This is a genomic window from Streptomyces sp. NBC_00659, assembly GCF_036226925.1.
Lineage (GTDB): Bacteria > Actinomycetota > Actinomycetes > Streptomycetales > Streptomycetaceae > Streptomyces.
The window spans coordinates 4,228,342-4,241,767 of sequence record NZ_CP109031.1; the positions used below are offsets into that span (position 1 = coordinate 4,228,342).

The following is a 13,426-nucleotide window of genomic DNA, read 5'->3' on the forward strand; positions in this document are numbered from 1 at the left end:
GTTCCCGCGCGCACGCGCAGGCCCGCCGTGATGTGCTGGAGGTGTGCGCCTCGACCGGAAGGCCCTGTCACCCCCTCTGCGTCCGGCAAATCTGCTGTCGGCCGGGCAGCTCGCGTTCGCCTGGTCCGTGATGGCGGCGCTCGCCCTCCTCGCCTGGGTGCTGGTGGTCGACCAGGCCCGTGACATGGGGGTCGAGCCGGGAACCATGGGTATGGGCGTCCCGCTGTTCCTGCTGCTGTGGCTGGTCATGATGATCGCCATGATGTTCCCGTCGGTGGCCCCGGTGGCCCTCACCTGGGCGCGTTCCATCGGGCGCCAGTCGCCCACGAGAGTCGTGCGGGTGGCTCGTACCGCCCAGTTCGTCGGCGGGTACCTGCTGGCCTGGACGGCCTTCGGCCTGTTCGCCTACGGGCTCCTCGCCTGGACCGGGGCCCTGGTGGACGAGCACCCGGGCGCCGGGCGCTGGATCGGCGCCGGGGCCTTTCTGGTCGCCGGGCTGTACCAGTTCGGCCCGTGGAAGGACCTCTGCCTGCGGCACTGCCGGAGCCCGATGGGCCAGCTCGTGCGCTACGCGGGCTTCCGGCCCCGGGCCCGCGATCTCCGGGTCGGGGCGCACCACGGGGCGTACTGCGTGGGCTGCTGCTGGGGGCTGATGGTCGTGCTCGTCCCGCTGGGCGTCATGAACGTCCTGGCGATGGCCGCCGTGGCCGTGGTGATCTTCGTGGAGAAGCTCTGGCGGCTGGGCCCCGTCTTCGCTCAGGTCGTCGGCGCCGCCTTCCTCGTACTCGCGGTACTGAGCCTCTTCCAGCCCCGGCTGCTGCCGGGCCTGATCCCGCCGGAGTCGCCCATGACGGAGATGCTCCGCCCCTAGGACCTGTCCGGCCGATCATGCCGCAGACGCGGGGTCTGGCACGCACACCTGCAGCGTTGTCGTCGGTTGCCGACGCTCCGCGTCGACGCCCTCCTCCGCCTTGCAGTTGCACGCACCAGACCCCGCTCACCGGTGCTGATACGGCACCGTCGCCCTCCTGTGACCTGATCGGCCGGACAGGTCCTAGGGGTGTCGCCGAGCGCCTTCTCCCGGGCCTCCCCCGCCTTCACTTCGCGAGAGAAGTGCGGGCGACGGGGAAGGCTGAGCTGTATGACCGACAAACTCACCGTCAGTGTCCTCGGCACCGGGATCATGGGGGCCGCCATGGCCCGTAACCTCGCCCGGGCCAGGCTCGGCGTCCGCGTCTGGAACCGCAGCCGCGCCAAGGCCGAGCCGCTGGCCGCCGACGGCGCGCACGTCGCGGACACCCCGGAGGAGGCCGTACGGGGCGCTGATGTCGTCCTGACCATGCTCCACGACGGCCCGGCCGCCCTCGACGTCATGCGCCGGGCGGCACCCGGGCTGCACGCGGGGGCCGTGTGGGTGCAGTCCACGACCGCCGGGACCGAGGCACTCGGCGAGCTCGCCGAGTTCGCCGGCGCGCACGGGCTCGTGTTCTTCGACGCGCCCGTCCTCGGAACCCGCGCGCCCGCCGAGGCCGGGCAGCTCACCGTGCTCGCCGCCGGTCCGAGCGCCGCCCGCGACACCGTGATCCCCGTCTTCGACGCCGTCGGCGCCCGTACCGTGTGGACCGGCGAGGACGGCTCGGCGGGCAGCGCCACCCGGCTCAAGCTCGTCGCCAACAGCTGGGTCCTCGCCGCCACGGCCGCGACCGGGGAAGTGCTCGCCCTGGCCAAGGGCCTCGGCGTGGACCCGGAGGACTTCTTCGGCCTCATCGCGGACGGCCCGCTCGATATGGGCTATCTGCGCGCCAAGGCCTCCCTCGTCCTGGAGGACCGGCTGTCCCCGGCCAGCTTCGCCGTCACGACCGCCGAGAAGGACGCCCGCCTGATCGTGCGGGCGGGGCAGCGGCACGGCGTGCGGCTGGACGTGGCCGAGGCCGCAGCCGAGCGGTTCGGCCGCGCCGGCGCCCTCGGCCACGGGGACGAGGACATGGCCGCCGCGTACTTCGCGAGCTTCGAGGAGGGGAAGCCCCCCTCCTCGTAGACCCGTCGCCCCGTCAGCCTCCTCGTAGACCCGTCGCCCCGTAGACCCGTAGACGCGTGGACCCCGTCCGCCTCAGCGGGCGTTGTCCGTGTTCCCGTGCTGTGTCTGGGCCGGGATCGGGCCCGCCCGGTCCAGCAGGCCCGTGCGGGCCGCGAGCGCCGCCGCTTCGAGGCGCGAGCCCACGCCCAGTTTCATCAGGACCCGCTGGACATGGGTGCGGGCCGTGGACGGGGCGATGCCCATACCGGCCGCGATGAGCCGGGTGTCCTCGCCGTCGGCGACCCGTACCAGGACCTCCACCTCGCGGGGCGTGAGCATCTGGAGCAGCCGCTGGCCCTCGTCGTCGGGCTGGGCGGCGGGGTTGAGCAGTTCGCTGAACGCGCCCTGGAGCAGTTGCGGGGCCACGGCCGCCTCGCCCGCCCTCGCCTTCATGATCGCGCGCTCGACACCCTCGATGCGCTCGTCATGGCGTACGTAGCCGGAGGCGCCGGCGGCGAACGCGGCGGCGATCCCCCGCGGGTTCGGCACCGGTCCGAGCACCAGGACCGCCACCTGCGGGCGCTCCCGTTTGATCCGCACCACCGGGTCGAAGATCCCCGGCTCGGCGGGCGTCGCCGTGCCCATCAGGCACACCTCGGGCGCCCGTGTGATCACCAGCTCCGCCGCCCCCGCGGCGGGCGCCGCCGCGGCGAGCACCCGGTGCCCGCGCAGCTTCAGTGCCGAGGCCAACGCCTCGGCGAGCAGTCGGTGGTCATCGACCACCATGAGCCGGACTCCCATCAGGCAACCCCCCAGTCCCCCCAAGCATCCCCACTGGTTCCCCGTGGATTAGGAGCCCCCCGGCTCTCCATCCCCCGGAAGCTACACGCTTGTTCGACGTCGCGCTTCCCCTACTGGAGAGAAGTGCCCCGGAATATCGAAATCCCACCCAATAGGAAGTGATGCGGAGTACGCGTACGGCCCCGCCCCTGAACAGGGACGGGGCCGTACACGGTGTTTCGGCCCGGACAAATCAATCCGGAGAAACGATCACCGCATTCTTTCGAAGATGATCACTTTGCTTCACCCGAAAGGTGACGGTTACTTCGTTCCGAAGGCGATCGTCAGGTACGCCTTGTCCGTCGCGGAGGTCGGCTTGGACGCGTAGGTCTGGGACATGTACAGCCGTCCGTCGCCGTAGAGGATCTCGGCGTAGTCCGGGAGCATGCTCGCCTCCGCGTCGCGCGTCGACTGGGTGGCCGGGTTCTCCATCAGCTTCGTCTCCTTGAAGGAGGTTCCGTCGATGGAGACGATCTGCCCGCCCTTGTCGTACGGCGGCCGCTTGTACGCGATGAGGCTGGTGCCGTCCATGCGCAGCGGGGTGATGCTGTAGCCGTCGCCCGCGTCGGCGCGCTGGCCCGTCTGCTTACCGGTGGCCAGGTCGAACGCGACGATCTCGTTGGTCCGGCTGTAGTCGCCGGCGCCCTCGTGCTCCTCCGTCGGGACGTACAGCTTGTCGTTGCCGACGGCGAGCGACTTGCAGAACTCGATCCGGGTGATGCCGTCGCACTTGGCCGCGTACGTCTCGCCGGGTGCCGAGATCTTCGCCCGCAGCTTGCCGGTCTTGTTGTCGATGGAGAAGAAGTCCGAGATGCCGCTGCCGTCACCGGCGGTGTCGCCGACGTCGGCCGCCACGACCAGCGGGTCGGTGGAGACGACGCTGGCGTAGTCGATACCGGGCGACATCTTGTACTCGGAGATCACCTTCCCGGACTTCGGGTCGATGGTCTGGATGTGCAGCTGGCGCGTACTGCCGTACTCGCCGCACTTGCGGACCGCGACCAGCTTCTCGCCGCCGCCGTAGCCGGAGTCGTAGCAGCTGTCGCCCGTCTTCGGCGCCCACAGAACCTTGCCGGTGGAGATGTCGAACGCTCCGCCGCCGCCCGTGCTGCCCGCGGCGACCGTGTTCCCGCTGATCGTCACGTTGTCGAGGTTGATCGACTGGTCACCGGACTTGATCGTCCGGGTCCAGAGTTTCGCGCCCGCGTCGAGGTCGACGGCGGCGAGCTGGGTGCATCCGTGCGAGGGCTGCGTCTTGGTGGGCATGGCCGGCTCGTAGATGATCGCCGAGCGGTTGGCGTCCGTGGTGTGCCGGCTGGCCTGACACACCGGGCCGGGAAGCTTGAGCGTCCAGGTCTTGGCGCCGGTGTCCGGGTCGTAGCCGTTGATCTCGGCGTTGCCGGTCTTGGCGTACACCTTGTCGGTGAGCCAGGAGCCGGCCGTCTGCACGCTCGTGATGCCCTTGGGCACGGCCGGCGCGGGGAGCTGGAACAGCAGCGCGGAGTTGGTGTTCGCCGGCACCTTCTCCCCGCCGTTGCCGCCCTTGTCGTCGCCGCCCTTGTCGTCGCCCTTGCCGCCGGTGGTGCCGCTCGTCGCCCCGGTGTTGTGCGGGTCGTCCTTGCCGGAGCGCTGCGAGTACAGGAAACCGCCGCCGACGATCAGCGCGACGGCCACCACGGCCGCCACGATGATGAGCAGCTGGCTGTTGATCCTGCGCCCGCCGCCTGCCTGCTGGGCCTGCGGCTGCATCGGCATGGTCGGCGGCTGCGGGTAGCCGTAGCCGTACGGAGCCTGCGGCTGGCCGGGAGCGCCGTACGGGGCCTGCGGCTGGCCCGGGTAGCCGTAGCCCGGCTGGCCCGGGGGCGGCGTCTGCGGATAGCCGTACGGCTGCTGCGGAGCGGCGGGCGGGGGCGTCTGGGGATAGCCGTAGCCCGGGCCGGCGGGGGGCGGCGGGGGCGGGGTCGGCGGGCCGAATCCGCCCGCGGGCGGGTCCTGCGGAGCACCGAAGCCCTGCGCGGGCGGGTCCTGCGGGACGCCGAAACCCTGCGCCGGCGGATCCTGCGGGGCGCCGAAACCCTGCGGGGGCGCGTCCTGTGGAGCGCCGGGACCGCCGGGCTCGGGGTCTCCGCCGCTCGGACTCTGCGGAGTGCCCGGAGCGGGTTCCTGCGGTGCGCCGAAACCCTTCGGGGGTTCGTTCGGCGGCGGGGGCGGCTGGCTCATGACGTGATTACCTCGGAATGCGTCGGGACGGCGGGCCTGTGCGCGCGTACGGGCGCGACGGAACGGGCAGGGGCGTGATCACTTGCCGAAGGCCAGCATCAGCTTCTCCTTCGCCTCGTCATTGCCCGTCAGCCGGGTCGTGGAGATGTAGAAGCGTCCGTCCACGTAGTCGACGGCCTTCGAGTAGAAGCCGGACTCGATGTCCGCGGTGCCCTGCGGGTTCTGGAGCAGTTTCGTGGGCGTGTGGACGGTGCCGCCCGTCGGGATCGACACGACGCGGCCGCCGCCGTCGTAGGACGCCTCGACATAGGCGATGAGCCCGGTGCCGTCCGTCTTCATCGGCATCATCGTCGCGTCCGTCGGGGACTTGACGCGCCACTTCTCCTTGCCGGTCGCGAGGCTGAACGCGACGATCTCGTTGGGGCCGCTCTTCGCCTCGGTCGGCAGATAGAGCGTGTCGGCGTCGGCGACGGCACCGAAGCAGCCCGTCAGGTCGCGGTCGAGGATCGCGAAGCCGCATTCGGGCGCGAGGCCGTCGTCGCTCTTGAGCTGCGAGCGCTCGTCACCGTTGCCCGTCAGCACGGTGATGTTCACCGTCTTCTTCGCGTCGTTGGTCAGGTAGAGCACGACCGGGTCCACGGAATAGGCGCGCCCGACCCGCCAGCCCTTGGGGAACTTCTTCGTCCATCGGACCTTGCCGGTGGCCGGGTCCAGTTCCTGCACCTCGTCGTGCTCGGTGCTGCTGCCGGCCCCGCAGGACGAGACGGCCAGCAGCTTGGGGCCGCCCGCGAATCCCGCCGGGTAGCAGCCGGAGCCGTACTTCTTCTTGTCCCACAGCTTCTTGCCGCTGGTGACGTCGTAGGCCGTGCCCGACATCGAGCGCCCGACCGTCAACGTGTTCCCGGTGACGGACAGTTCGACCGAGAGCGTGCTGTCGAACAGGTCGCCGTCCGCGACCTTCCCGCTCCAGCCCTTGGCGCCGGTGTTCAGGTCGACCTGCTGGAGCTGGTTGCACTTGGCGCTGCTGGCGGCGCTGCTCATGTAGGCGATGACGACCTTGTCGTCGGCGGTCTTCTGCGGGGTGACCGAGCAGATCTTCTGCGGGAAGGTCAGCGCGGGCCAAGTCGGCTTGCCGTCCCCGACGTTGAACGCGAAGAGCTGCTTGTACGCCGACTTCACCGCCGTCTTGCCGGTGATCCACATGCCGGAGGCGTCGGCGCCCGAACCGGGCGCGTCGGGTGCCGACTTGTACCAGAGGACCTTCGCCTCGCCCGCCTTGCGGCCGGCGTTCAGGTCGCCGTCCTCCTCGCCGCCGTCACCGCTGCCGTCGCCGGGGTTGGCCGGATCGTCGGACGCGGACGCCGATGCGGACGGGCTGCCGCTCGCGCTGTGCTCCGCGACGGGCTTCTTGTCGTCACCACCGCCGGTGACGGCCCATACGGTGCCGCCGACGACGAGCAGACCCGCCACCGCGGCGGCGATGACGAGCGCGGGCTTCCCCTTGAACGGGTTCTTCGAGCCACCGCCGGGACCGCCGGGCTGCGGGATGCCGGGCGCGCCCGGGTACGGCGCCTGAGGCGGGTACCCGTACCCCGGCTGCTGCCCGTATCCGTAGGGTCCGGGCCCGCCGTAGGGACCCGGCTGCTGCGGCTGTCCGTACGGGCCCGGCTGGGCGTAGGGGCCGGGCTGCTGCGGGTATCCGTAGCCGGGCTGCGGGGGCCCGGCGGGCGGGATGTTCTGGGGCGCGGGCGCCTGGGGCGGCTGCGCGGGAGGAGGGGGCGTGCCGTGGGGCGGCGGGGGCGTGTTCGGGGGCGTGCCCTGCGAACGCGGGTCCTGCGGAGTGCCCTGCGGCGCACCCTGGGGTGCCCCCTGCGGTGCGCCGAAACCACCCTGCGACCGCGGGTCCGGCGAGGCGTCGGCACCACCTGTCGGCGGCTGGTCCTGCGGTACTCCGAAACCGCCCTGCGGCGGCTGACTCGGCGGCTGACTCATCAGCGCGTCCCCCTCTTCACTGATGTGACCCCTCACCGGCGGCGCCGGGTTCGCGCCTCGCACGGTGGATCTCAGACTGTTCTCAGACCGCTCTTTCTATCACTCTGGGGGGCGCGGGCAGGGGGCCGGTGCGCGCCCTGTTCCCAAGGGAGGACCGGGCTGTGATGCCGCCGTTACGCGCCTTCACGTGCTTTTCACGCCGAGCGACCAGGGTGAGTTCACCACCCCCGGACCGCCGCGACGGGGGCGCCATCGGCAACTCGGGGGCGCCGGGCGGCACTTGCGCGCCCTCCGAGCAAGCCGCGCGCGCCGGGCCGGTCGCGCCGGGCGACCGAGCCGGGCACGCGGCGCCTCCTCCCCGGGAGGCACCGCATGTCAGGGGGCACCGCACCTCAGGGGGCACCGCACGTCAGGAGGCACCGCGGATCGGGCAGGGGGTGGTTTGCCCGCTGGATCAGGCGTCTTCCGCCAGCTCCAGCCAGCGCATCTCCAGTTCCTCCCGCTCGCCCGCCAACTCGCGCAGCTCGGAGTCGAGTCGGGCGACCTTCCCGAAGTCGGTGGCGTTGTCGGCGATCTGGGCGTGCAGCTTGGTCTCCTTCTCGGAGATCTTGTCCAGCTGGCGCTCGATCTTCTGGAGTTCCTTCTTGGCGGCGCGGGCGTCGGCGGCGGAAGCGGCCTTGACGGGGGCGGGGGCGGCGGCGAGCACGGCCGCCGCGGCCACCTCCTCCATCTTCTGGCGCCGCTCCAGGTACTCGTCGATCCCGCGCGGAAGCATCCGCAGGGTGCTGTCGCCGAGGAGCGCGAACACGTTGTCCGTGGTGCGCTCGATGAAGAAGCGGTCGTGGGAGATCACGATCATGGAGCCGGGCCAGCCGTCGAGGAGGTCCTCGAGCTGGGTGAGGGTCTCGATGTCGAGGTCGTTGGTGGGCTCGTCGAGGAAGAGGACGTTGGGCTCGTCCATCAGCAGGCGCAGGAGCTGGAGCCGCCGGCGCTCACCACCGCTGAGGTCGCCGACCGGCGTCCACTGCTTCTCCTTGTTGAAGCCGAACGTCTCGCAGAGCTGCCCCGCGGTCATCTCGCGGCCCTTGCCGAGGTCGACACGGTCGCGGACGGACTGGACGGCCTGGAGGACCCGCCAGGTGGGGTCGAGCTCGGCGACCTCCTGGGAGAGGTAGGCGAGCTTCACCGTCTTGCCGGTGACGATCCGGCCGGCGGCGGGCTGCTTCTCGCCGTCGCTGCGGGCGGCCTCGGCCAGGGCGCGCAGCAGCGAGGTCTTGCCCGCGCCGTTCACGCCGACGAGGCCGACACGGTCACCCGGTCCGAGCTGCCAGGTCAGGTGCTTGAGCAGCACCTTGGGCCCGGCCTGCACGGTGACGTCCTCCAGCTCGAAGACGGTCCTGCCGAGCCGCGTACCGGCGAACTTCATGAGCTCGCTCTTGTCGCGCGGCGGCGGCACATCGGCGATCAGCTCGTTGGCGGCCTCGACGCGGAAGCGCGGCTTGGAGGTACGGGCGGGCGCCCCGCGGCGCAGCCAGGCCAGCTCCTTGCGGACCAGGTTCTGCCGCTTGACCTCCTCGGTCGCGGCGATGCGCTCACGCTCGGCCCGCGCGAACACGTAGTCGGTGTAGCCGCCCTCGTACTCGTACACCGCGCCCTTCTGCACGTCCCACATCTGGGTGCAGACCTGGTCGAGGAACCACCGGTCGTGCGTCACGCACACCAGCGCGGAACGGCGCTCGCGCAGGTGCTTGGCCAGCCAGGCGATGCCCTCGACGTCCAGGTGGTTGGTGGGCTCGTCGAGGACGATCAGGTCCTGCTCCTCGATGAGGAGCTTCGCCAGCGCGATACGGCGCCGCTCGCCGCCGGAGAGCGGGGCGATCACGGTGTCGAGCCCCTGCGGGAACCCGGGCAGGTCGAGACCGCCGAAGAGACCCGTCAGCACGTCCCTGATCTTGGAGTTGCCGGCCCACTCGTGGTCGGCCATGTCCCGGATGACCTCGTGGCGGACGGTGGCCGTGGGGTCGAGCGAGTCGTGCTGGGTGAGCACGCCGACGTTCAGGCCGCCGGAGTGCGTGACGCGGCCGGTGTCGGGCTCCTCCAGCCGGGCCAGCATGCGGATCAGGGTCGTCTTGCCGTCCCCGTTCCGGCCGACCACGCCGATCCGGTCGCCCTCGCTGACGCCGAGGGAGACTCCGTCGAGCAGTGCACGGGTGCCGTACACCTTGCTGACGGACTCGACATTGACCAGGTTGACGGCCATTTCTCTCCTGAACAAGGGGGACGATCGACCCTCAAGGGTAGTCCGCGCGGCGGACGTCCCCCGCCGCGCGTTCCCCGTCCCCTCGGTCGAGCACCGTCGCTCCGGTCAGTCGAGCACCGTCGCTCCGGGCGCCGGGGACCGCGTGACGCGGACCGTCCGGCAGGTGCCCGAGGCGAGAAGCACCTGGCCGATGGTCCGCGCGGACTCCTCGTCCGGCGCGAGGAACGCCGTGGTCGGGCCCGACCCGGAGACGAGCGCGGCGAGCGCGCCGGCCGCGCGGCCTGTCGCGAGGGTGTCGGCGAGGGCGGGGAAGAGGGAGAGGGCCGCGGGCTGGAGGTCGTTGGAGACGGTGCGGGCGAGGGCTCCGGCGTCCCCCTTCGCCAGCGCGTCCAGCAGTTCCTGCGAGGCGACCGGCTCCGGGACGCGTACGCCCTCGTTCATCCGGTCGAACTCCCGGAAGACCGCCGGGGTCGACAGTCCGCGCTCGGCCATCGCGAACACCCAGTGGAAGGTCCCGCCGACCTCCAGGGCACGCAGCTGCTCACCACGCCCGGTACCGAGCGCCGCCCCGCCCACCAGGGAGAACGGCACATCGCTGCCCAATTCGGCGCAGATGTCGAGGAGTTCGTCGCGCGAGGCGTTCGTGCCCCACAGGGTGTCGCAGGCGAGCAGCGCGCCCGCCCCGTCCGCGCTGCCTCCGGCCATGCCGCCGGCGACGGGGATGTCCTTGGCGATGTGGAGATGGACGGCGGGGTCGATGCCGTACCGGCGGGCGAGTTCCAGGGCGGCGCGGGCCGCGAGGTTCGTGCGGTCGAGGGGCACCTGGGCGGCGTCCGGGCCCGCGCAGGTGACACGCAGTTCGTCCGCCGGGGTGACCGTCACCTCGTCGTACAGGCCGACCGCGAGGAAGACGTTGGCCAGGTCGTGGAAGCCGTCGGGGCGTGCGCCGCCGACCGCGAGCTGGACGTTGACCTTGGCAGGGACGCGTACCGTCACCGTCTCCGTCACGGCTGGGTCGACTCCTCGTTCTCGGTGGCGCTCTCGGCGTTCTCGGGGCGGTAGCGGCGCGCGTTCCTCGTGTCCGCGCCGCTCGCCTCGCCGCGGTTCTCCGCGATCCGGACGAACTCCTCGACCGTCAGGGACTCGCCGCGGGCCTGCGGGGAGACACCGGCGGCGACGAGCGCGGCCTCGGCGGCGGCGGCCGAACCGGCCCATCCGGCGAGGGCGGCGCGCAGGGTCTTGCGGCGCTGCGCGAAGGCCGCGTCCACGGCCGCGAACACGTCGTTCTTCCGGACGGTCGTGGAGATCGGCTCGGCACGCCGGGTGAGCGACACGAGACCGCTGTCGACGTTGGGCGCCGGCCAGAAGACGTTGCGTCCGATGGAGCCGGCCCGCTTCACGTCGGCGTACCAGTTCGCCTTCACGGACGGCACGCCGTACACCTTCGAGCCGGGCGGGGCGGCGAGCCGGTCGGCGACCTCCGCCTGGACCATCACGAGGGTGCGCTCGATCGTCGGGAAGGTGTCGAGCATGTGCAGCAGGACGGGCACGGCGACGTTGTACGGGAGGTTCGCGACCAGCGCGGTCGGGGGCGGGCCCGGCAGCTCCCGGACCTGCATGGCGTCCGAGTGCACCAGCGAGAACCGGTCGGCCCGCTGCGGCATGCGGGCCGCGACCGTCGCGGGGAGCGCGCTCGCGAGGACGTCGTCGATCTCCACGGCGACGACCCGGTCCGCCGTCTCCAGCAGACCGAGCGTCAGCGAGCCGAGGCCGGGGCCCACCTCCACGACCACGTCGTCGGGCCGCACCTGCGCGGTCCGCACGATGCGGCGCACCGTGTTGGCGTCGATCACAAAGTTCTGGCCGCGCTGCTTGGTGGGCCGTACGCCGAGGGCTGCCGCGAGTTCGCGGATCTCGGCGGGGCCCAGGAGGGCGTCGGAGGTGGGGCTGGTCACGAGCCAAGGGTACGGGGGGCCGGGCCCCGGCCGTGCAGCCGCGGCCCGGTGGTGCCGGTGTCAGCCGTGCGGCCCCGGCCCGGTGGGCCGATGCCGGCCGTGCGCCCCGGGCCCGGTGGGGCCATGTCAGCTGTGCAGCCGCGGCCCGCAGTGCGGCCAGGGAGTCGTCCCGCGGCGCATGTACAGCTTCTTGGCCCTGCGCGTCTGTTCCGCGGCCGAGGCGTCCTGGGGGTGTCCGGTGCCGCCGAGGGTGTGCCAGGTGCGGGTGTCGAACTGATAGAGGCCGCCGTACGTGCCGGACGGATCGACGGCGCCGGGCCGGCCGCCGGACTCGCACGCGGCGAGGCTCTTCCAGTTCAGGTGGTCGGCGCCGCCGCGGGACGGGGGATGCGGCTTCGTGCCGACCCTGACCAGCCGGTCCTGCGGGTGCCGCACCACCTCGGACCGTTCGAGCCGGGGCCGCTGCTTGACGCCGTTGACGGTGCGCAGGCTGTAGGTGAGGCGCCAAGCCCCGTACCGGCCCGGGTTCTCGACGACCTCGACGCCCTCGAACAGCGAGGCGTCGTCGGCCCGCCGCACCTCGAACGGAATCCGTTCCTCGCGGACCTCCCTGGTCCCGGTGACGCGCAGCACGGTGACCGCCTGCCCGTCCCGCGGAAAGCTCGCGCCCGGTACGGAGGTCATGTCCTGTCCGTGCAGGGTGATCCCGGCCTCCCGCACCGCCTCCGCGACGCTCGCCGCGTTGGTGCGGATCGTCCGGGCCCGGCCGTCGGCCATGATCGTGACGGCGCGTTCGGTCCGTACGTCGAGCGCCAGTCCTTCGGGTCCGATGCGCCGGGAGCGCGAGGCCGACAGGTGGGCGCCCTCGGCGCGCACCCCCAGCTGGCCGAGCGCTCCGTCCACGGTGTGCGCCGTCGTCCACACCCTGCGCCGCTCCCCGTCGACGGTGAGGTGCACCGGACGCCCGTAGCGCACCGCGACCTCGTCCCCGCTGGCGAGGGCGGTGCCGGGGGCCGGCGCGACCATGTCGTGCGCGCCCACCTTCACGCCTTCGTCGGCCAGCAGTTCCGACACGTCGTCCGCGAAGGTGTGCAGCGTGCGCGGTCTGCCGTCGACGCTGAGCTCGATCGCCTTGTCGTTGGCGACGAACGCGGAGGTGCCGCCGGCCAGGAAGGCCACGACCAGGGCCTGCGGAAGCAGCCGCCGCAGGGAATCGGAGCGCTCGGGGATCCGCCTGCGCCGGGCCGCGCGACGCGCCTCGGCCCGGCCGCCCGTTCCCCTCGCGCCGTCCCGACCCCGTACACCGTCCACACCGTCCACACCGTCCACGGGGTTCGTGGTGGCGGCCGGGTCGCCCTGCCGCAGACGCGGCAGGCGGGGCTCGGTCGGCGCGTCGGGCGCCACCGGCACCGTGCGCCCATCCCGCGCGCCGGACGCGCCCTGCACGCCGTACAAGGGGGCTCGGGGCGCTTCCGGCGCCGCGGGCCCGGCAGCGCGGGTCCCGTAGGCCGGGGTCCAGGAAACCGGGGAGACTCCGCCGTACGGCCCGTACCCCGCGTGACCGGAGTACGCCTCCTGCCCGGAGAAGGCCTCACGCCGGCGGTAGCTCTCGTGCCCGGCATACGCCTCGTGACCGGCGTACACCTCACGCCCGGAGTCCGTCGGCACCTCGTGCCCGGCATACGCGTCGTGACCGGACTGCGCCTGGTGACCGGGGTCCGTCGGCAGCTCGTGCTCGCGGTAGGCCTCGTGACCTGTGTACGTCTGATGACCGGGGTGAGGCGGGTGACCGGAGTCCGCCCACGCCTCCTGGCCCCGGTACTCCCCGTGACCGCGGTACCCCTCGTGGTCGGCCCGCGGCACACCGGCGAGGCCGGGCCCGGCGGGCGCGCCGAATGCGCCGGGCGGCCCGGCCGTGCCGAGCGGGTCCGCCGCGGGGGGCGGGCCGGCGGCGGCGCCGGTGACGCCCATGACGACGGTGGTGGCCTCGGGGCCACCGGTCGGTCCGTACGTCTTGTACGGCTCGTACCGCGAGCTGCTCACGACGACACGCTCCAGGGTCCGGATCGGGCGACCAGAACCTAGCGGAGCGACGTCACTCTCCCAAGCAACGCGGCTACGCTGTGTCGCGGCACTTTCTCG

At 72.4% G+C, this 13,426-nt stretch carries 9 protein-coding genes; 2 read left to right on the forward strand and 7 right to left on the reverse strand.

What is annotated here, in order from left to right:
* Window positions 1-43: 43 nt before the first annotated feature.
* Both OG410_RS18205 and OG410_RS18210 read left to right on the forward strand, forming a co-directional pair.
* Window positions 44-871 (forward strand): DUF2182 domain-containing protein, encoded by an 828-nt coding sequence (locus OG410_RS18205; protein ID WP_329300141.1) that lies wholly within the window; start codon window positions 44-46, stop codon window positions 869-871.
* 270 nt (window positions 872-1,141) lie between these two features.
* Window positions 1,142-2,038, forward strand: a complete 897-nt coding sequence (locus tag OG410_RS18210; RefSeq protein WP_329300142.1) for an NAD(P)-dependent oxidoreductase — start codon at window positions 1,142-1,144, stop codon at window positions 2,036-2,038.
* Window positions 2,039-2,110: 72 nt separating this feature from the next.
* Here OG410_RS18210 and OG410_RS18215 read toward each other — a convergent pair whose 3' ends face one another.
* The 7 genes from OG410_RS18215 to OG410_RS18245 all read right to left on the reverse strand — a co-directional run bounded on the left by OG410_RS18215 (window position 2,111) and on the right by OG410_RS18245 (window position 12,928).
* Window positions 2,111-2,818: a helix-turn-helix transcriptional regulator gene (locus OG410_RS18215; protein WP_329300143.1), complete on the reverse strand. Its 708-nt coding sequence runs from the start codon at window positions 2,816-2,818 to the stop codon at window positions 2,111-2,113.
* 300 nt (window positions 2,819-3,118) lie between these two features.
* Window positions 3,119-5,077: an outer membrane protein assembly factor BamB family protein gene (locus tag OG410_RS18220; RefSeq protein ID WP_329300144.1), complete on the reverse strand. Its 1,959-nt coding sequence runs from the start codon at window positions 5,075-5,077 to the stop codon at window positions 3,119-3,121.
* 78 nt (window positions 5,078-5,155) lie between these two features.
* The gene (locus tag OG410_RS18225) at window positions 5,156-7,069 is read right to left on the reverse strand and encodes an outer membrane protein assembly factor BamB family protein (protein ID WP_329300145.1); all 1,914 of its coding nucleotides are present in this window, start codon (window positions 7,067-7,069) and stop codon (window positions 5,156-5,158) included.
* 454 nt (window positions 7,070-7,523) lie between these two features.
* The gene (locus OG410_RS18230) at window positions 7,524-9,329 is read right to left on the reverse strand and encodes an ABC-F family ATP-binding cassette domain-containing protein (RefSeq protein WP_329300146.1); all 1,806 of its coding nucleotides are present in this window, start codon (window positions 9,327-9,329) and stop codon (window positions 7,524-7,526) included.
* Window positions 9,330-9,434: 105 nt separating this feature from the next.
* Window positions 9,435-10,337 (reverse strand): 4-(cytidine 5'-diphospho)-2-C-methyl-D-erythritol kinase, encoded by a 903-nt coding sequence (locus tag OG410_RS18235; RefSeq protein WP_329300148.1) that lies wholly within the window; start codon window positions 10,335-10,337, stop codon window positions 9,435-9,437.
* Window positions 10,334-11,284, reverse strand: coding sequence for a 16S rRNA (adenine(1518)-N(6)/adenine(1519)-N(6))-dimethyltransferase RsmA (rsmA, locus tag OG410_RS18240; protein WP_329300149.1), 951 nt, complete (start codon window positions 11,282-11,284; stop codon window positions 10,334-10,336). The genes OG410_RS18235 and rsmA overlap by 4 nt, the downstream gene beginning before the upstream one ends.
* Before the next feature lie 126 nt (window positions 11,285-11,410).
* Window positions 11,411-12,928: a ubiquitin-like domain-containing protein gene (locus OG410_RS18245; protein ID WP_329304160.1), complete on the reverse strand. Its 1,518-nt coding sequence runs from the start codon at window positions 12,926-12,928 to the stop codon at window positions 11,411-11,413.
* Window positions 12,929-13,426 lie beyond the last annotated feature (498 nt).

Excerpts from the sequence above, each read along its gene's own strand:
- OG410_RS18230 (WP_329300146.1), bottom strand. The coding sequence starts at position 9,329 with ATGGCCGTCAACCTGGTCAATGTCGAGTCCGTCAGCAAGGTGTACGGC.
- OG410_RS18215 (WP_329300143.1), bottom strand. The coding sequence starts at position 2,818 with ATGGGAGTCCGGCTCATGGTGGTCGATGACCACCGACTGCTCGCCGAG.
- OG410_RS18210 (WP_329300142.1), top strand. The coding sequence starts at position 1,142 with ATGACCGACAAACTCACCGTCAGTGTCCTCGGCACCGGGATCATGGGG.
- OG410_RS18225 (WP_329300145.1), bottom strand. The coding sequence starts at position 7,069 with ATGAGTCAGCCGCCGAGTCAGCCGCCGCAGGGCGGTTTCGGAGTACCG.
- OG410_RS18220 (WP_329300144.1), bottom strand. The coding sequence starts at position 5,077 with ATGAGCCAGCCGCCCCCGCCGCCGAACGAACCCCCGAAGGGTTTCGGC.